The 16,716-nt window shown below is 66.7% G+C and carries 18 protein-coding genes and 2 pseudogenes; 10 read left to right on the plus strand and 10 right to left on the minus strand.

All coding sequences use genetic code 11. The annotated features are described in order from the left end of the window. Nucleotides 1-286: pseudogene (locus tag KCI33_RS15055) on the minus strand (transposase); the annotation flags it as partial. A 61-nt stretch (nt 287-347) separates the two neighbouring features. Then, nucleotides 348-617 (minus strand): annotated as a pseudogene (locus KCI33_RS15060) (transposase); the annotation flags it as partial. Between the two features lie 100 nt (nt 618-717). Here KCI33_RS15060 and KCI33_RS17955 point away from each other — a divergent pair. After that, nucleotides 718-927, plus strand: coding sequence for a DUF6471 domain-containing protein (locus tag KCI33_RS17955; RefSeq protein ID WP_249139091.1), 210 nt, complete (start codon nt 718-720; stop codon nt 925-927). Here the strand turns inward: KCI33_RS17955 and KCI33_RS15065 are convergent. After that, on the minus strand, nt 863-1,450 hold the full coding sequence (locus KCI33_RS15065; RefSeq protein ID WP_212525631.1) for a hypothetical protein: 588 nt from the start codon (nt 1,448-1,450) through the stop codon (nt 863-865). The two genes, KCI33_RS17955 and KCI33_RS15065, sit on opposite strands and share 65 nt — an antisense overlap. A gap of 362 nt (nt 1,451-1,812) precedes the next feature. On the opposite strand from KCI33_RS15065, the gene KCI33_RS15070 reads away from it, so the two are divergent. Beyond that, the gene (locus KCI33_RS15070) at nt 1,813-3,033 is read left to right on the plus strand and encodes an MFS transporter (protein WP_212525632.1); all 1,221 of its coding nucleotides are present in this window, start codon (nt 1,813-1,815) and stop codon (nt 3,031-3,033) included. Nucleotides 3,034-3,108: 75 nt separating this feature from the next. On the opposite strand, the gene KCI33_RS15075 is transcribed toward KCI33_RS15070, so the two are convergent. The 4 genes from KCI33_RS15075 to KCI33_RS15090 all read right to left on the minus strand — a co-directional run bounded on the left by KCI33_RS15075 (nt 3,109) and on the right by KCI33_RS15090 (nt 7,980). Beyond that, nucleotides 3,109-3,876, minus strand: coding sequence for a squalene/phytoene synthase family protein (locus KCI33_RS15075; RefSeq protein WP_212525633.1), 768 nt, complete (start codon nt 3,874-3,876; stop codon nt 3,109-3,111). A 19-nt stretch (nt 3,877-3,895) separates the two neighbouring features. Next, nucleotides 3,896-5,515, minus strand: a complete 1,620-nt coding sequence (gene cimA, locus KCI33_RS15080; RefSeq protein WP_212525634.1) for a citramalate synthase — start codon at nt 5,513-5,515, stop codon at nt 3,896-3,898. A gap of 112 nt (nt 5,516-5,627) precedes the next feature. Beyond that, nucleotides 5,628-7,058, minus strand: a complete 1,431-nt coding sequence (gene cysS, locus KCI33_RS15085) for a cysteine--tRNA ligase (RefSeq protein ID WP_212525635.1) — start codon at nt 7,056-7,058, stop codon at nt 5,628-5,630. Between the two features lie 310 nt (nt 7,059-7,368). Further along, nucleotides 7,369-7,980: an outer membrane beta-barrel protein gene (locus tag KCI33_RS15090; RefSeq protein ID WP_212525636.1), complete on the minus strand. Its 612-nt coding sequence runs from the start codon at nt 7,978-7,980 to the stop codon at nt 7,369-7,371. A 163-nt stretch (nt 7,981-8,143) separates the two neighbouring features. Here KCI33_RS15090 and KCI33_RS15095 point away from each other — a divergent pair, with 163 nt between their 5' ends. After that, nucleotides 8,144-8,899, plus strand: a complete 756-nt coding sequence (locus KCI33_RS15095; protein WP_212525637.1) for an SDR family NAD(P)-dependent oxidoreductase — start codon at nt 8,144-8,146, stop codon at nt 8,897-8,899. 99 nt (nt 8,900-8,998) lie between these two features. Here the strand turns inward: KCI33_RS15095 and KCI33_RS15100 are convergent, their stop codons facing one another. Then, a complete protein-coding gene (locus KCI33_RS15100) occupies nt 8,999-10,810 on the minus strand; it encodes an ATP-binding cassette domain-containing protein (protein WP_212525638.1) in 1,812 nt (603 codons plus the stop codon). Between the two features lie 150 nt (nt 10,811-10,960). On the opposite strand from KCI33_RS15100, the gene KCI33_RS15105 reads away from it, so the two are divergent. After that, nucleotides 10,961-11,443 (plus strand): Hsp20/alpha crystallin family protein, encoded by a 483-nt coding sequence (locus KCI33_RS15105; protein ID WP_212525639.1) that lies wholly within the window; start codon nt 10,961-10,963, stop codon nt 11,441-11,443. A gap of 75 nt (nt 11,444-11,518) precedes the next feature. Here the strand turns inward: KCI33_RS15105 and KCI33_RS15110 are convergent, their stop codons facing one another. Next, complete coding sequence (locus KCI33_RS15110; protein ID WP_212525640.1) at nt 11,519-12,259, minus strand: GNAT family N-acetyltransferase; 741 nt, start codon at nt 12,257-12,259, stop codon at nt 11,519-11,521. 109 nt (nt 12,260-12,368) lie between these two features. Between KCI33_RS15110 and msrB the strand changes: the two genes are divergently transcribed. After that, entirely contained in the window at nt 12,369-12,782 is a 414-nt protein-coding gene (gene msrB / locus KCI33_RS15115) for a peptide-methionine (R)-S-oxide reductase MsrB (protein ID WP_212525641.1), read from the plus strand. Here the strand turns inward: msrB and bamE are convergent. Further along, nucleotides 12,767-13,222 carry an outer membrane protein assembly factor BamE gene (gene bamE / locus KCI33_RS15120; RefSeq protein WP_212525642.1) on the minus strand — a complete coding sequence of 152 codons (456 nt, stop codon included), beginning with the start codon at nt 13,220-13,222 and terminating at the stop codon, nt 12,767-12,769. The genes msrB and bamE overlap by 16 nt on opposite strands. Before the next feature lie 79 nt (nt 13,223-13,301). Between bamE and KCI33_RS15125 the strand changes: the two genes are divergently transcribed. From KCI33_RS15125 to ihfA, 5 genes are all read left to right on the plus strand, one after another. Then, nucleotides 13,302-13,850 carry a DUF177 domain-containing protein gene (locus KCI33_RS15125; RefSeq protein ID WP_212525643.1) on the plus strand — a complete coding sequence of 183 codons (549 nt, stop codon included), beginning with the start codon at nt 13,302-13,304 and terminating at the stop codon, nt 13,848-13,850. Between the two features lie 155 nt (nt 13,851-14,005). Further along, nucleotides 14,006-14,212, plus strand: coding sequence for a 50S ribosomal protein L32 (gene rpmF / locus KCI33_RS15130; RefSeq protein ID WP_212525644.1), 207 nt, complete (start codon nt 14,006-14,008; stop codon nt 14,210-14,212). Nucleotides 14,213-14,239: 27 nt separating this feature from the next. Then, nucleotides 14,240-15,337 (plus strand): phosphate acyltransferase PlsX, encoded by a 1,098-nt coding sequence (gene plsX, locus KCI33_RS15135; protein ID WP_212525645.1) that lies wholly within the window; start codon nt 14,240-14,242, stop codon nt 15,335-15,337. Nucleotides 15,338-15,342: 5 nt separating this feature from the next. Continuing rightward, nucleotides 15,343-16,314, plus strand: a complete 972-nt coding sequence (locus tag KCI33_RS15140) for a beta-ketoacyl-ACP synthase III (protein WP_212525646.1) — start codon at nt 15,343-15,345, stop codon at nt 16,312-16,314. A 96-nt stretch (nt 16,315-16,410) separates the two neighbouring features. After that, nucleotides 16,411-16,713, plus strand: a complete 303-nt coding sequence (gene ihfA, locus KCI33_RS15145; RefSeq protein ID WP_212525647.1) for an integration host factor subunit alpha — start codon at nt 16,411-16,413, stop codon at nt 16,711-16,713. Nucleotides 16,714-16,716: the final 3 nt, after the last annotated feature.

The raw sequence follows: 16,716 nt of genomic DNA on the forward strand, positions 1-16,716 counted from the left end.
TCGCGCTTCACGGCAGGCGTCACCACTTTTTTGAAACCAGTTCCTTCATCGCGGCAAGATCGAGCATTTGCTCGGCCAGCAGATTCTTCAGCTTCGCGTTCTCATCCTCGAGCGCCTTCAGCCGCTTGGCCTCCGACACCGTCATGCCGCCGAACTTGGCTTTCCAGTTATGGAAGGTGCCTTCCGACATGCCGTGCTTGCGGCACAGGTTTGCACACTTCGCGCCCGCCTCGTGCTCCGTCAGGATGCCGATGATCTGCTCGTCCGTAAATCTCGTTCGCTTCATTGTCCGTCCTCAAGTTGGGCCGGACTCTAATCGATGGTGGAGGAAAAATCCCGTAGCAGGTCAGCAGGTCTACAAAGTCCATCTTCCGGCTGGCAAAGATGGTGCCAGACGTGACCGAGAACTGGTGATAGCAGCCCTTGCACTTGAACTTGCGGCGCGTGGCGATGTTGTAGGTTTCGCAGCAGCCGCAACGCGGGCAAACCGCTTCACCATCCGTTTCAGGCCAGCGCATTTTGCAGAAGGCTTCATAGGCCGCACCTTCGCCAGCCTTGTAGATCTTGCGAAGGCTGAGGGTGCGGGACGCTGCGGAGAGAAGGAAGTGTTGTGCCATTGTACTATATCCGATGCCTATGCATCATATATGGTACGTTGACGTATCCCTTACAAGGGCATATGTATCATTTTTAGTACTTTTATCCTATAGGTGATACATGGCAGAGCAAACAGAGTGGGAAGCCAAGGCCGCAAACCTTCTCAAGGCAGAGCTGAAGCGCAAAGGTGTGACTTACGCTCAGTTGGCAGATTTAATTGGAGACAAAGAGGCAAACATTCGCAACAAGCTGTCGCGCGGGAAATTTAGCGCTGCGTTTTTTCTTCATTGCCTTGATGCGATTGGCGCGACTGGTCTTCGATTTGACTAGCCGCTACAGTCCCTGGCAGCGCCTCTTGTCGCGGCATTTCAGTGATCCAGTTAAGCCATTTTAAATGTGAGTTTGCCAAAGCTTCATCTGGTGCGAAAAACAATGTGACCCGGTGAAATCTGCAACCCCGGAATGTGCAGTTTCTGAATATGAAGCCATTGTTGAATGGCGTTTCCCCATCCAACACCACAGCATCTACAATGATGCCTGGTTTGATGTTGTTTATGGCGTTATCTACCTGCAAAAAAATGTTTGCAGGCCCAACAATATCGCAATCTACAAAGGTCTTTCCGTCCACAAATGGGCTTGATGGCAATATAAAGTCATTCAGGAAAATTCTCTTGTCTTCAAAGACGCGCGACATTGGGTCAACGCCGCCTGTTTCCAGCATGAACTTACTGTCATATTTAGCCCTAACCACCTTTGATGATCCGTAGCCGTATATTGCCACAGCGATGACATAAGCGAGCAAACCAGCAAATCCGGAGACAACCCACGACAACGGTGCATAGTCAGCAAACATGCCTGTTGCCTCCGCTGCCCACGCAGGTAGTGCAAAACTCCCGGCAGGTGCCAGCCAGCCCCAAAATAGCACCCCAAGAGAAACGCGCCATTCCAAGCCAGAAAGGACTTGATTTAGTTTTCGCCAAAACCACATGCCGCGACATTGACTCAACACCGTGATATTGTGGAGTCCTAATCACCGCTCAGCCCCCCCACCCGAGCGACTTGGTGCGTTTGATACATAAGGCCGCAAATATCCCCGCCGAAGGCATGAAAGTCCATGTGCCACGGCGCCGTCCGGCACGGCGCCGGGCGGGCGCGCCGCAGGGGTGACGTTTTTCGCTCTTCCCCCCGCGCGGGCGGGGCGCTAATGGCAATTCCATGACCGATACCGTGATCACCCCCGACAGCGACGCCCGCGCCAGGCGCAACGTGACCATCCTCGTGATGGCGCAGGCGTTTCTCGGCGCGCAGATGCCGATGATCTTCACCATTGGCGGGCTGGCGGGCCAATCGCTGGCGGCGAACGCCTGTTTCGCGACGCTACCGATCTCGCTGATCGTGCTGGGCTCGATGGTGGCGGCGACGCCGCTGTCGGCCATCATGCAGCGCTACGGCCGGCGCGCCGGTTTCTTCGTCGGCACCGCGGGCGGGGCCACGGGGGCGGCGATCGGCGCCTTCGGGCTGATGCAGAACTCCTTCCCGATCTTCCTGCTCGGCTCGTTCTTCACCGGCTTCTACATGTCGGCGCAGGGCTTCTACCGCTTCGCCGCCGCCGACACCGCCTCGGACGAGTTCCGCCCCAAGGCAATCTCCTATGTCATGGCGGGTGGGCTGGCCTCGGCGGTGATCGGGCCGCAGCTGGTCAAGGCAACCAGCCAGGCGATGGTGGTGCCCTTTCTCGGCACCTACCTGACGGTGATCGGCGTCAACCTGGTGGGGGCGCTGCTGTTTTTCGCGCTCGACATCCCCAAGCCGCCGAAACCGGCGGCCGACGCGCCCCGCGGCCGGTCGCGGCTGGAACTGCTGCGCGAGCCGCGCGTCGCGGTGGCGATCATCTGCGCGCTGGTCTCCTACGCGCTGATGAATCTGGTGATGACCTCGACGCCGCTGGCCGTGGTCGGCTGCGGCTTCGAGACCGGCGACGCCGCCAACGTGGTCACCGCGCATGTGCTGGCGATGTATATCCCGAGCTTCTTCACCGGCCACCTGATCGCCCGCTTCGGGGTCGAGCGGATCATGGCCACGGGGCTCGTGGTGCTCGCCGGCGCCGGCAGCGTGGCGCTGATGGGCGTCGATCTGGAGCATTTCTTCATCGCCCTCGCATTGCTGGGCGTGGGCTGGAATTTCGGCTTCATCGGAGCAACCTCGATGCTGGCCTCGACCCACGCCCCGGAGGAGCGCGGCCGCGTGCAGGGCATGAACGACCTGATGGTGTTCGGCGGCGTGACCATGGCCTCGCTCGCCTCGGGCGGGTTGATGAACTGCTCGGGCGGAACGGTGCAGGAGGGCTGGACCGCGGTCAACATGGCGATGGTGCCCTTCCTGGCGCTGGCCGGCGGCGCGCTGCTGTGGCTGTGGCTGCGCCCGCAGGACAGCTGAGCGCGCCCCTCGCGCCCCTCGCGCGCACGGGCCGCGACCGGCACAGCATAGCCCGGAATTTTCCTGGAAAATCCGTCACCAGCGGCCGGTGAAACCCTTCCACAACAGCCCGCCGCGGCGGCGGAATTCCGAGGGCGCCAGCCGTCCCTCCGCGACCCGCGCCGGGTCGGCCGCGGCGCGGCGCAGCACCCCCTCGGCCTGCCAGCCCGCCAGCAGCGCGGGCGCCGCCGTGCGCGGCAGTTCGGCACGCCGGCCCCGCGCGCGGCCGAGCCGGCCCAGCGCCGCGCGGGCCAGCTCCGCCACCGCCTCCGCCCGGCCATCGACCAGCGGCACCCGGCCCCGCGCCTCAAGCTCCGGGATCGCCTGCAACCAATTAGCCACGCCCGCCGCATGGGCGAAATCGCGCAACACGCCCTCGCCCGAATCGGCCCCCAGAAGCCTCGCCGCCGTCCACATCAGGTGGCCGGCGGTGGCGTCGATATGCGCCTCGAAGGCGGCGAAGTCGGCGAAAGGATCGCGGTAGATGTCCCAGCGCCGCGCCTCGACCAGCGCGTCCAGCCGCGCCGCGTCCTGCGCGTCCAGAAGATCCGCCAGTGGCGTGACCACCTCGTGCCGGCGCGCCGGGCCGCCCTGCCCGATCTCCGCCAGCGCGTCGCGCCACCATTGCAGGCGCATCTCTGCGATCATCGGCTCGGCGCTCGCCCAGGGGGCGCGCGCGACCTCGAGGTTGAAGGCATAGAGCGGGAACAGCCGCGCCCGCGCCGCCACCGGCGCCGCCATGGTGGCGAGAAAGCGGTCGGGGTCGCCCCGCTGCACCAGTTCCGCGCAGGCCTGGATGCTCATGCCGCCCCCGTCCGCCTCATCACGGCCGCGCCCCGTCGCGGATCAGCTTCCAGGTGATCGCGTCCAGAAGCGCCTCGAAGGAGGCGTCGACGATGTTGGGCGAAACGCCCACCGTGGACCAGCGCCGCCCCTGCCCGTCGGCGCTGTCGATGATGACGCGGGTCACGGCCTCGGTGCCGCCATCGGTGATGCGGACCTTGAAATCCACCAGCCGCATGTCGTCGATGATTTCCTGATAGGGGCCCAGATCCTTGGCCAGCGCCTTGGCCAGCGCGTTCACCGGGCCGCGGTCCTGCCCGGCCTCGTCCAAGCTTTCGGACACGCTCAGCTTCTTCTCGCCGCCGACCTTCACCACCACCACGGCCTCCGACAGGCTGACCATCCGGTCATACTTGTTCTTGCGCCGCTCGACCGTCACGCGATAGCGCTTCACCTCGAAGAATTCCGGCAGCTGCCCCAGCGCGCGCCGCGCCAGGATCTCGAAACTCGCCTGCGCGGTGTCGTAGGAATAGCCCTCGGCCTCGCGCGTCTTGATCTCGTCGAGGATCTGCGCCAGCGCCGGGTCGCCGTTGTCCACCGACAGCCCCGCCTCGGCCAGGCGGCGGCGCAGGTTCGACTGCCCGGCCTGGTTGGACATCGGGATGATGCGCGCGTTGCCCACGGTCTCGGGCGGGATATGCTCGTAGGTCGAGGGGTCCTTGAGGATCGCGCTGGCGTGCAGCCCCGCCTTGTGCGCGAAGGCCGAGGCCCCGACATAGGGCGCGCTTTTCAGCGGCACCCGGTTGAGGATGTCGTCGAGCTGCCGCGAGGCGCGGGTGAGCCCCGCCAGGGCCTCTGCCGTGACGCCGGTCTCGAACCGGCTGGCATAGGGCTCCTTCAGCGCCAGCGTCGGGATCAGCGTGGTGAGGTTGGCGTTGCCGCAGCGTTCGCCGAGGCCGTTCAGCGTGCCCTGCACCTGCCGCGCTCCGGCGTCGATCGCCGCCAGCGTCCCCGCCACCGCGTTGCCGGTGTCGTTATGGGTGTGGATGCCGATACGCGCGCCCGGGATGCCCGCCGCGATCACGGCCGCGGTGATCTCGCCGATCTCGCCGGGCAGCGTGCCGCCGTTGGTGTCGCACAGCACCACCCAGCGCGCGCCGGCCTCATGCGCCGCGCGCAGGCAGTCCAGCGCATATCCCGGATCGGCCTTGTAGCCGTCGAAGAAATGCTCGGCGTCGAACAGCGCCTCGCGCCCCTGCGCCACCAGATGCGCGACCGAGGCGCCGATGTTCTCCAGGTTCTCCTCCAGCGTGATGCCGAGGGCGGTGGTGACGTGGAAATCATGGGTCTTTCCCACCAGGCACACCGCTGGCGTGCCCGCGTTCAGCACCGCCGCCAGAACATCGTCATTCGCGGCCGAGCGGCCGGCGCGCTTGGTCATGCCGAAGGCGGTGAAGGTGGCGCGCGTCCGCGGCGCGCTTTCGAAAAAGGCGCTGTCGGTGGGGTTGGCGCCGGGCCAGCCGCCCTCGATGTAATCGACACCCAGCGCGTCCAGCGTCTTGGCGATCTGCTGTTTCTCGGGGGTGGAGAACTGCACCCCCTGCGTCTGCTGCCCGTCGCGCAGCGTGGTGTCGTAGAGGTAAAGGCGTTCTCTGGTCATCGGCGCACATCCCCGCTGAGTTGGAGACCGCCCGACCCGCCCCCCAGGGCCGGGCGCGATTGCGCCCCCCCCTCGGGCCGGGCGCGGCCCTCTGTTCCGATAAATGCCCAGTTCACAGCAGCCCCTCCAGCTTGGCGGCGTCAAAGCCGGGCTTCGGCGACAGCTCGACCCCGGCCTTGCTCATCCGCACCTCGACGCCGGCCTCCAGCAGCGCGGACTTGAGCGCATCGACGTCGGAGAAATCCTTGGTCTGCATCGCCGCCTGACGTAAGGCGACGAGATGTTCGGCAATGGGATCCAGAACCGACTTGGCGGCGAGTTCTTCGACGCGACCGTCAAACACCCATGCCCCCATTGTTGCATTGTCTTCGAGAAGACCAAGAAGTTGGGCCGATGCCGCGAAATCATCAATTTCGTCTTGAGAAACTTCATCTCTCTGACGCGAAAGAATACCTTTCGCTATTTTTCTGAGTTCAGCGATTGCGCCCGGTGTGTTCAGGTCATCTGCAAGAATTGTTTCCAATTTCTCGTGAACGCTTCCGCCAGCGTTCGCGGAATTCGTGATTGACCGCCACTGCTTCAGCGTCGCCTTGGCTTGCTCCGCCTTCTCTGCCGTCCAGTCCATCGGCTTGCGGTAATGGGTGGACAGGAACACGAACCGGATCACCTCGCCCGGGATGCCCTGCTCCAGCAGTTCGTGCACGGTGAAGAAATTGCCAAGGCTCTTGGACATCTTCTTGCCCTCGACCTGCAGCATCTCGTTATGCAGCCAGTAGCGCGCGAAGCTCCCCTCGGGATGGGCGCAGCAGCTCTGCGCCACCTCGTTCTCGTGATGCGGGAACATCAGGTCGTTGCCGCCGCCGTGGATGTCAAAGGACGCCCCCAGCAGCGCGTAGCTCATGGCCGAGCATTCGATATGCCAGCCCGGCCGCCCGCGCCCCCAGGGGCTGTCCCAGCCCGGCAGATCGGGGGTCGATGGCTTCCACAGCACGAAATCCATCGGGTCGCGCTTGTAGGGCGCCACCTCGACCCGGGCGCCGGCGATCATGTCCTCCAGCGAGCGGCCCGAGAGCTTGCCATAGGCCGGGTAGCTCTTGACGTCGAACAGCACATGGCCGTCGGCGGCATAGGCATGGCCCTTGGCGATCAGCTCCTCGATCATCGCGATCATCTGCGGGATGTAGCCGGTCGCGCGCGGCATCTCGTCGGGGTCGAGTGCCCCCAGCGCGTGCATGTCGTCGAGGAACCACCCGATGGTCTCCTCGGTGATCTCGCCGATGGCGCGGCCGGTCTCTTTCGCGCGGTTGTTGATCTTGTCATCCACGTCGGTGAAGTTGCGCACATAGGTGACGTGACCGGCCCCGTAGACCTTGCGCAAGAGCCGGAAGAGCACATCGAACACCACGACGGGGCGCGCGTTGCCCAGGTGAGCCCGGTCATAGACCGTTGGGCCGCAGACATACATCCGCACATTCTCGCGGTCGATCGGGGTGAAGACCTCTTTCCGGCGGGTCCTGGTGTTGTGCAGCCTGATCTCGGTCATGGCAAAATCCTTCGCGCGCGTGTCCCGCGGCGGGCTTTAGCAACTTACCAAGAGATTGGAAACAGATGACCGGCCCGCCTGACGATGTCAGCGGGTAATGCAGCGGATAATGATGGTGCGGTTGGTCATGCCGCCCGCTTAGCAGCTCGCCGCGCGGCTGCCAAGGGTTTCCCGGCGGCGCCCGCTTCTTCTTGGCGCAAATACTCCCGCCGGAGGCGGACCTGCGCCCGCCGCCTGCGGGGCGGTGCAATCCGCGCGGCGACGCCCCGGGGGACGCCGCGCGGGCCGGCCGACACCGCCGGCTCGGGTCTCAGAACCGGAACGATACCCGGGCCTGGATCGTCAGCACCTCGTAATCCACGCCGGTTTTGCTGAAATTGTCGAACTGGTGGTAGAGGATCTCGCCGCCCAGCGTGACATTCTCGCGCAACGCGTGCTCCATCCCGGCGCCCAGGAACCAGCCGTTGTCGTCCGAGCTGCCGGCGCCGGGGGTCGAAAGGTCCATCCAGGCCGCGCCGACCGCGCCATAGACGAGGCTCTGGCCCATGTCCGCCCCCGCGCGCAGCTTGATCCGCGCCAGGTTGTCCACCTTGGGCGCGCCGCCGCTGAGCTTGATGTCGCTGGCGTCATAGCTCAGCTCGGCCCCGACCACATAGCTGCCGAAATCCCAGTTGTAGCCGGCATGCACGCCGCCCAGCACCCCGTCGCCGTCGCCCGTGGCCGCGCCCGAGGCGTCGAGCTGGCCAAAGCCGAGCTGGAGGCCGGCGTAGAAGCCGGTCCAGTCCGTGCTCAGCACGGGTGCTGGCGCGGGCGCGACGACCACCGGCTCGGCCGGGGCCGGCGCGGGGCCGCCCGCCTGGGCGGCGGTTGCGGCCCCAAGGGCCAGCAGAGGGACAAGAACGGACTGTCTCAGATGTTTCATCGCAAACTCCTTTCCATGAAAAAATGGGTTCCGCGCGATGGCTCCATCATCGTTAATTATGGACCTCCACCCGCAGTCTCACAAGCCCCCACCCCTGCGACGGCTGGACATTGCCGATCCGGCGGCCAATAGTGAACGGGTGTTCAATTAACGGGAGGACCGCATGCAGATCAGCGAAACCAAGGCCATCGTCACCGGGGCCGCCTCGGGTCTGGGCGAGGCCACGGCGCGCGCGCTGCGCGCGGCGGGCGCCGCCGTCACCATCCTCGACCGCGACGCGACGCGCGGCGCGGCGGTGGCCGAAGAGATCGGCGCAGGCTTCCAGCGCGTGGACGTGACCGACGAGGCCTCGGCCGCGGCGGCCGTCGCCGCGGCGGCGACCGGAATGGGCGGGATCACCGCCTGCATCAACTGCGCCGGCATCGCCACCGGCGAAAAGACCGTGGGCCGCGAGGGGCCGCATGACCTGGGCAATTTCCGCCGCACCATCGACATCAACCTCGTGGGCAGCTTCAACATCGCCCGCCTCGCCGCGGCCGAGATGGCGAAGAACGCCCCCGATGCGGGCGGCGAGCGCGGGGTGATCGTGAACACCGCCTCGGTCGCCGCCTTCGACGGGCAGAAGGGCCAGGCCGCCTATGCCGCCTCCAAGGCCGGGATCGCGGGGATGACCCTGCCCATGGCGCGCGATCTGGCAAGCCTCGGCATCCGGGTGATGGCGATCGCGCCGGGCATCTTCCGCACGCCGATGCTGATCGGGCTGGGCGAAGAGATCATGAACGGGCTGGCCGCCGACGTGACCTGCCCCAAGCGGCTGGGCGAGCCCTCGGAATACGCGGACCTGGTGAAGTTCATCCTGAGCTGCGGCTATCTCAACGGCGAGGTGATCCGGCTGGACGGCGCGCTCAGGATGCGTTGAGGGGGTGCCGGCCCTGCGGGCCGGGACTTTCATGCCTCCGGCGGGGATATTTGGAGCCAGAAGAAGGGCGCGCGCGGCGGCGGTCGGCGGCGGCGCGGCCTATCCGCCGGCTTTCTCCTCCAGTTCCAGCCATTCCTCCTCGGCGGCGGTCAGCGCCTGCTGGCGTTCGACCAGCGCCTCGGTGGCTTTCTGGAACTTCGCCGGCTCCCTCGTGAAGAGGTCGGGGGCGGAGAGGAATTCCTCCAGCTTCGCGATCTCGGCCTCCAGCCGCTCGATCGCGCCGGGCAATTGCTCCAACCGGTGCTTCTCGGTGAAGGAGAGGCCGGATTGCGGTTTCGGCGCGGGTTTCTCGGCGGGTTTCGCGGCGGGTTTGGGCCGGGCGGGTTTCTCGGCCCGCGCGGTCTCGGCCCGTTGGGCCTGGTAGTCGCTCCAGCCACCGGCATAGACGGCGGCGCGACCGTCGCCCTCCATGGCGATGGTGGTGGTGGCCACGCGGTCGAGGAAGTCGCGGTCGTGGCTGACCAGCAGCACCGTGCCCTCGTAATCGTCCAGCAGTTCCTGCAGCAGGTCCAGCGTCTCGACGTCGAGATCGTTGGTGGGCTCGTCCAGCACCAGCAGGTTGCTTTCGCGCGCCATGATCCTGGCCAGCAGCAGCCGCGCCTTTTCGCCCCCCGAGAGCGAGCGCACGGGCGCCCGCGCCTGGGCCTCGTCGAACAGGAAATCCTTGAGGTAGCCCACCACATGGCGCGGCGCCCCGCGCACCATCACCTGGTCGGCCCGGCCCGAGACGCGCATTTCCGCGTCGCCGGTCAGACTTTCCCAGAGGCTCATGTCGGGATCGAGCCCGGCGCGATTCTGGTCGAACACAGCCATTTCCAGGTTGGTGCCGAGGATCACCTCGCCGCTGTCCGGCGCCAACTCGCCGGTCAGCATCTTCAGCAGCGTGGTCTTGCCCGCACCGTTGGGGCCGACAAAGGCGACCCGGTCGCCGCGCAGCACCCGCAGGTCGAAGGGGCGCAGGATGACCCGGTCGCCGAAGGACTTGGAGATGCCGCGCGCCTCGATCACCCGCTTGCCGGACTTGGCGCCCGACTCCAGCGCCATGTCGGCCGCGCCCTGGCGGCGGATCATGTTCGCGCGCTGCTCGCGCAGGCCGTGCAGGGCGCGCACCCGGCCCTGGTTGCGCTTGCGCCTGGCCGAGATCCCCTCGACCGCCCAGCGCGCCTCGGCCTTGATCTTGCGGTCGAGCTTGTGGCGGGCGCTGTCCTCCTCCTCCCAGACCTTGTCGCGCCAGGCCTCGAAGGCGTCGAAGCCCTTTTCCTGGCGGCGCACCTGGCCGCGGTCGATCCACAGCGTGGCCCGCGTCAGCGCGCGCAGGAAGGCGCGGTCGTGGGAGATCAGGACGAAGGCCGCGCGGGTCTCCTTGAGCTGGCTTTCCAGCCAGGTGATGGCCTCGATGTCGAGGTGGTTGGTCGGCTCGTCCAGCAGCATCAGTTCGGGCGCCTCGGCCAGCAGCTTGGCCAGCGCCGCGCGCCGCCGCTCGCCGCCCGAGGCGGTGGCGACCGGCGTTTCGGGGTCGAATTTCAGCCCCTCGGCCACCATCTCCACCCGGTAGGCCTCGTCCGGGCCGAGGGCGCAGGCGGCGAAATCGCCCAGCGTCTCGAAACCGCTCAGGTCGGGATGCTGGTGCATGTAGCCCACGGTGGTGCCAGGCGAGAGCACCCGGGCGCCGCGGTCCGGCTCGATCAGCCCGGCCATCACCTTCATCAGGGTGGATTTGCCCGAGCCGTTGCGGCCCACGAGCGCCACGCGGTCGCCCGGCTGGATCACCAGCGAGAGGTCGGAAAACACCGGATCGCCGCCGAAGCTGAGCGCGATGTCGGAAAGCTGGAGAAGAGGTGCCTGTGCCATGACTGGCGGGCTAGCCTGCCCGGAGCGCGCCGTCAACGGGGCGCGTGGAGCCTGCACGGCACGACCGGGCCTTGACCTGCGTCAAAGCGCACCCCGCCGCGCAGGCGCAAGCTGTCGTCGCTATCCGATCCAATCTGGAGGAACCGCAACATGGCATATCGCAACTGGCTTCCCACCACCTGGTTCGGCGCCAGGGAGGGGGAACATCCCTTTTCCGCGCTGCGGGAGCAGATCGACTCGCTCTTCGACGATTTCGACGACGACCTGTTCGAACGCAAGGGCGGTTTCGCCGTGCGCAGCAATGTCAGCGAGACCGACAAGGAGGTCTGCATCACCGCCGAGCTGCCGGGCATCACCGAGGACGACATCGACATCGCCGTGACCGGCAACCAGATCACCATCAAGGGCGAGAAGAAGTCCGAGGAGGAGGAGAAGGGCGAAAAGGATGGCCGCAAGTTCCACCGGGTCGAGCGCTATTCCGGCGCGTTCCGGCGGATGATGACCCTGCCCTTCGAGATCGACCCCGACACGGTCGAGGCCAAGGTCAAGGACGGCGTTCTGACCGTCACCCTGCCCAAGCCGCCCGAGGCGGTCGAGGCGACCAGGAAGGTCAAGGTCACCAAGGCCGACTGAGCCGCGGCCGGCACACGGCGGGACGGAGCGCATATTTCCGGCGAAGCTTCGACCGAATCTTCGCCGGGAATTCGCCTAGCCCGCTGTGGCGCGCAACAGGCGCTTGCGGGCGGGCGGGATCGCGCCGATCTCCAGCCCGGTGAAGACATGCAGCGTGTTCAGGTCGCGGTCCACCACCGCGTGATCGCTGACCCAGCCCCCCATCAGCAGATAGCTGCGCAGCAGCGGCGGCATCCCCGTCAGCGCGCGTTTCGCATCGGGCTCGCGCCGGCGCAGCTTCTGCGCGAAGCGGAAGACATTGGGCGCCTTGACCCGCGGCAGGAAGCGCTTGGGCGCCAGGTGTCGCTCCTTCAGCAGGGCGAAGGCATCCATGTAGGATTCCGCCTCGGTGCCCTTGAAGGAGGAGCAGCCAAACAGCAGTTCCACCCCCTCGTCATCGACGAAACGGGTCATCGCGCCCCAGGCCACGCGCAGGATATCGGGATCCTTCCAGTCGGGATGGATGCAGAAGCGGCCCATCTCGACCATCGGTCCGGCGAAGCTTTCCAGCGCCGAGAGCTCGTAATACTGCGCCGAGTAGCTGCGCCCGATCTCGGCGCCGGTGCCCAGCGGCATCAGGCGGAAGGTGCAGACCAGCGCGCCGCTGCGGCTCTCCTCGACCAGCACATGGTGGCATTCGGCGTCGAAGGCGTCGGCGTCCTGGGCCCGGGCGTCGGCGCCGCGGAAGCACAGCGTGCGCAGCGCCTGCGCGGCGCGCAGATCGGCCGCGCCCCCGGCCATGCGTGCGGCGTAGCGCCCCTTGCGAAGTGACAGCATGGCACGAGGCTCCTTATCTGACTTGGCGCGCGCGGCGTCCCGGCTAAATATGTTGCGCGGGCATGTAGCGCGCAAGATGTGACAGCGGTTTGACAGACCGGGGGGAACGATGACCGACAAGATCGTGAAGACCGACGCGGAATGGCGCGAACAGCTCTCGGAACTGGCCTACAAGGTCACCCGCAGGCACGGCACCGAGCGCGCCTTCAGCCATGACGATTTCCCGAAGGGGCCGGGCCGCTTCCGCTGCGTCTGCTGCGGCGCGGCCCTGTTCGATCAGCGGGCGAAATTCGACAGCGGCACCGGCTGGCCCAGCTTCTATGAACCCATCGCGCCGGGGGCGGTGGCGGAGCAGGAGGACCGCAGCTGGTTCATGCGCCGCACCGAGGTGCATTGCGCCCGCTGCGACGCGCATCTGGGCCATGTCTTTCCCGACGGCCCGGCGCCGACCGGGCTGCGCTACTGCGTCAACGGCGTCGCGCTGGCCTTCGCGCCAGCGGATCAGGATCAGTCGATGAACTGATCGGCGGTGAAATTGCCGATATTGCCCAGCAGCTGGCGGATGAAGGTGATGCCCTTGATGTTGTCATCGGTCACCCGGCGGTTCAGGGCGATGACGCGGCCGTCCTCCAGCGTGAAACGCTCGATGTTGCGCACCACGCCGTCCTTGTCAAAGGAGACGGCGACCAACTGGCGGTCGAGGATCTCGGGGGCCAGCGCGCCGCGGGTGCGCCAGCGGCTGGAGACGTAATACCACGCCTCGTCGCGCATCACGCCCGAGGCCGCGGGCGGGCCGACCACGTCGCCCACCGTCGCCTGCGTGTCCACGCCGACGACGATCTCCTGCAACTCGGCGTCGCTGGGCGCGTAGCCGTGATTGCGGTAGATGGGCGTGCAGCCGGCAATGGCCACGGCCAGAAGGCCTGCCGCCACCCGTTTCGCGATTACACCGCGCTTGCGCATACCCACCTCTTGCCATGACGCTTTCCGCCTCGTATCCGCTTACAGAAGGTTCGCCCCCTGTTCAAGAATGGAACCGCCCATGTCCGATGACGCCTTCCCCCCGCCCCCGGTCCGCCTTGCCACGCTGCGCGACGCGCGGGCCTTGCCGTTTTCGCTGGTCCCCGGCGCCGAGGCGCGCGCCGCGCTGGCCGACGAACTGGGCCTCATCGGCCTGCGCAAGCTGCGCTTCGAGGGGCAGCTGGTGCCCGAGGGCAAGCGCGACTGGCGGCTGGAGGCGCATCTGGGCGCCACCGTGGTGCAGCCCTGCGTGGTCACGCTGGAGCCCGTCACCACCCGCATCGACGAAGAGATCACCCGGCGCTATCTCGCCGACCTGCCCGCCGGCCCCGAGGGCGACGAGGTGGAGATGCCGGAGGACGAGACCCTGGAGCCGCTGCCCGAGACGCTGGACCTCGGACAGGTCATGGCCGAGGCGCTGGCGCTGGCGCTGCCGCTCTATCCGCGGGCCGAGGGCGCCGCGCTGGGCGCCGCGGCTTATACCGAACCCGGCCAGCGCCCGATGACCGACGAGGAAGCGAAACCGCTGGCCGGGCTGGCCGAGCTTCTGAAGAAGCAGAAAAAGGACTGACGGGCCGGGCAGAAAACACTTGCGCCGGGGCCGAATCCGAGTATGTTCCCGGCCTCGTTTACATGTTGGGCCGGACCACGCGCCACCGGGCGCCTCCACCGCTCATTCGCAAGAACAACCGGGCCCTGCGCGCCCCTAAACACCGAGGTTGAGACATGGCTGTCCCTCAGAATAAAGTCACGCGGTCGCGCCGCGGAAACCGTCGCTCGCACGATGCGCTGGTCGCCGGCAACCCGGCCGAGTGCCCCTCCTGCGGCGAGCTGAAGCGCCCCCACCACGTCTGCCCCTCCTGCGGCACCTATGCCGACCGTGAGGTGATTGCCCAGGCCGACGAGATCGATCTGGACGAAGACGCGGCATAAGCGAAACGGCTTGGCTGGCGTCGGATCATGAACACAGATCAAACTCCCAGTGTCAGCAAAGCCCCGAGCACCGTGATTTCGATCGACGCCATGGGCGGAGATCGTGGACCGGCGGCCGTGGTCGCCGGTATCGCGCGTTCGGCGGCGAAGAATCCCGACATCCGCTTCATCCTGCACGGCCCTCGGGCCACGCTGGAGCGGCTGGTCGCGCGCCGTCGCGTGCTGGCCGGCCGCTGCGAGATCCGTCACGCCGAAGACGTGGTGACGATGGACGAGAAGCCCAGCCATGTGATGCGTCACGGCAAGGGCAGCTCGATGTGGTCCGCGATCGAAAGCGTCCGCAACGGCGAGGCCACGGTCTGCGTCTCCTGCGGCAATACCGGCGCGCTGATGGCGCTGAGCATGGTGCGCCTGCGCAAGCTGCCTGGCGTCAACCGCCCCGCCATCGCCTGCCTGTGGCCCTCGCGCAATCCCAAGGGATTCAACGTGATGCTGGACGTCGGCGCTGATATCCGCGCGGACGAGCACGACCTGCTGCAATACGCGCTGATGGGCGCCTCCTACGCCCGCAACGGCATGCGCATGCCGCATCCGCGCGTGGGCCTGCTGAACGTCGGCACCGAGGAGCACAAGGGCCGCGCCGAGCTGAAGGCCGCCCATGACCTGATCGCCGCCGCTGCCCCCGCCAATGATTTCGATTTCGTGGGCTTCGTCGAGGGCGGCGACATCCCCTCGGCCAAGGTCGACGTCATCGTGACCGACGGCTTCACCGGCAACGTCGCGCTGAAGACCGCCGAGGGCACCGCCAACCTGATCAGCGAATTGCTGAAGGCGGCGTTCAAGTTCTCGCCGCTGTCGCGCATCGCGGCCCTGCTGGCCTACACCTCGATGCAGCGCCTGAAAAAGCGGATCGACCCGCGCCGGGTCAACGGCGGGGTGTTCCTCGGCCTCAACGGCACGGTGGTCAAATCGCATGGCTCCGCCGATGCCACCGGCGTCTCGGCGGCGGTCAAGCTGGCGTTCCAGCTGGCCCAGAGCGGCTTTTCCGAACGGCTCGCGGCGCGGGTTGCATCCGCCACCACCCCGGGCCAGAATGCGCCGCAAAACAAGGCGAGCAACGGTTGAAAACAATGACAAAACGCGCCGTGGTCAGAGGTGTCGGGCATTACCTTCCGGAACGCGTGGTTCCCAACACCGAATTCGAAGGCAAGATCGATACCACGGATGAATGGATCCGCACCCGCTCGGGCATCGAGCGGCGCCATTTTGCCGCCGAGGGGGAGCACACCTCGGATCTGGCGGTCGCCGCCGCGCGCGCCGCGCTTGAGGATGCGGGGATGGAGGCTGGCGATCTCGACGCCATCATCCTGGCCACCTCGACCCCCGACCTGACCTTCCCCTCCGCCGCGACCATGGTGCAGAAGGCGCTGGGCATGACCCGCGGCTTCGCCTTCGACGTGCAGGCGGTCTGCGCGGGCTTCATCTACGCCATGAGCACCGCCAACGCGATGATCCTGTCGGGACAGGCGAACCGGGTGCTGGTGATCGGCGCCGAAACCTTCTCGCGGATCCTCGACTGGGAGGACCGCTCGACCTGCGTGCTGTTCGGCGACGGCGCCGGCGCGCTGGTGCTGGAGGGGGCCGAGGGGACGGGCACCGCCGCGGACCGCGGCATCCTGGCCACCGACCTGCATTCCGACGGGCGCTTCGGCGATATCCTCTATGTCGATGGCGGCGTGTCCAAGGGCCACAGCGGCTTCGTCCGCATGCTGGGCAAGGAAGTGTTCCGCCACGCGGTCGAGAAACTCGCCGCCACCGCGCATGCCGCGCTGGACAAGGTGGGGCTGAGCGGCGCCGATGTCGACTGGATCGTGCCGCACCAGGCCAACCTGAGGATCATCAAGGCCACCGCGCAGCGCATGCAGGTGCCGATGGATCACGTCATCGTCACCGTCCAGGACCACGGCAACACCTCCGCCGCCTCGATCCCGCTGGCGCTGTCGGTCGGCAAGGCGCAAGGCAAGATCAAGCCGGGCGACCTGATCGTGACCGAGGCGATCGGCGGCGGACTGGCCTGGGGCGCGGTGGTTCTGCGCTGGTAAGAACCCGCCGAAACGGGCCCATCAAGCCCTTGATATTGACTCGGAAATTCTTTTCTCCCTAAGCTGCCGGTCAAAGCTAGGGACAGGGGACGGGACATGAGTGGCAAAACTCTCACAAGGATGGACCTGAGCGAGGCGGTTTTCCGCGAGGTCGGGCTGTCGCGCAACGACTCCGCCGCCCTGGTGGAAAGCGTCCTGGCGCATATGTCCGACGCGCTGGTCGCCGGCGAAACGGTCAAGATCTCGTCCTTCGGCACCTTCAGCGTGCGCGAGAAGGCCGCGCGCGTGGGCCGCAACCCGAAGACCGGCGAAGAGGTCCCGATCCATCCCCGGCGGGTGCTGTCCTTCCGCCCCTCGCACCTGATGAAAGACCGGGTGGCCGCCGGCAACAAGGGCTGAGCC

The organism is Actibacterium sp. MT2.3-13A, assembly GCF_018139985.1.
Taxonomy (GTDB): Bacteria; Pseudomonadota; Alphaproteobacteria; order Rhodobacterales; family Rhodobacteraceae; genus JAGSOU01.

Bases quoted from the DNA above. Each gene is read 5' to 3' on its own strand.
- KCI33_RS15110 (WP_212525640.1), bottom strand. From the start codon at position 12,259: ATGCTGTCACTTCGCAAGGGGCGCTACGCCGCACGCATGGCCGGGGGC.
- KCI33_RS15070 (WP_212525632.1), top strand. From the start codon at position 1,813: ATGACCGATACCGTGATCACCCCCGACAGCGACGCCCGCGCCAGGCGC.
- KCI33_RS15095 (WP_212525637.1), top strand. From the start codon at position 8,144: ATGCAGATCAGCGAAACCAAGGCCATCGTCACCGGGGCCGCCTCGGGT.
- KCI33_RS15140 (WP_212525646.1), top strand. From the start codon at position 15,343: ATGACAAAACGCGCCGTGGTCAGAGGTGTCGGGCATTACCTTCCGGAA.
- KCI33_RS15065 (WP_212525631.1), bottom strand. From the start codon at position 1,450: ATGTTTGCTGACTATGCACCGTTGTCGTGGGTTGTCTCCGGATTTGCT.
- KCI33_RS17955 (WP_249139091.1), top strand. From the start codon at position 718: ATGGCAGAGCAAACAGAGTGGGAAGCCAAGGCCGCAAACCTTCTCAAG.
- KCI33_RS15075 (WP_212525633.1), bottom strand. From the start codon at position 3,876: ATGAGCATCCAGGCCTGCGCGGAACTGGTGCAGCGGGGCGACCCCGAC.
- KCI33_RS15090 (WP_212525636.1), bottom strand. From the start codon at position 7,980: ATGAAACATCTGAGACAGTCCGTTCTTGTCCCTCTGCTGGCCCTTGGG.
- msrB (WP_212525641.1), top strand. From the start codon at position 12,369: ATGACCGACAAGATCGTGAAGACCGACGCGGAATGGCGCGAACAGCTC.
- ihfA (WP_212525647.1), top strand. From the start codon at position 16,411: ATGAGTGGCAAAACTCTCACAAGGATGGACCTGAGCGAGGCGGTTTTC.
- KCI33_RS15125 (WP_212525643.1), top strand. From the start codon at position 13,302: ATGTCCGATGACGCCTTCCCCCCGCCCCCGGTCCGCCTTGCCACGCTG.
- bamE (WP_212525642.1), bottom strand. From the start codon at position 13,222: ATGCGCAAGCGCGGTGTAATCGCGAAACGGGTGGCGGCAGGCCTTCTG.
- cysS (WP_212525635.1), bottom strand. From the start codon at position 7,058: ATGACCGAGATCAGGCTGCACAACACCAGGACCCGCCGGAAAGAGGTC.
- plsX (WP_212525645.1), top strand. From the start codon at position 14,240: ATGAACACAGATCAAACTCCCAGTGTCAGCAAAGCCCCGAGCACCGTG.
- KCI33_RS15100 (WP_212525638.1), bottom strand. From the start codon at position 10,810: ATGGCACAGGCACCTCTTCTCCAGCTTTCCGACATCGCGCTCAGCTTC.
- KCI33_RS15105 (WP_212525639.1), top strand. From the start codon at position 10,961: ATGGCATATCGCAACTGGCTTCCCACCACCTGGTTCGGCGCCAGGGAG.
- cimA (WP_212525634.1), bottom strand. From the start codon at position 5,515: ATGACCAGAGAACGCCTTTACCTCTACGACACCACGCTGCGCGACGGG.
- rpmF (WP_212525644.1), top strand. From the start codon at position 14,006: ATGGCTGTCCCTCAGAATAAAGTCACGCGGTCGCGCCGCGGAAACCGT.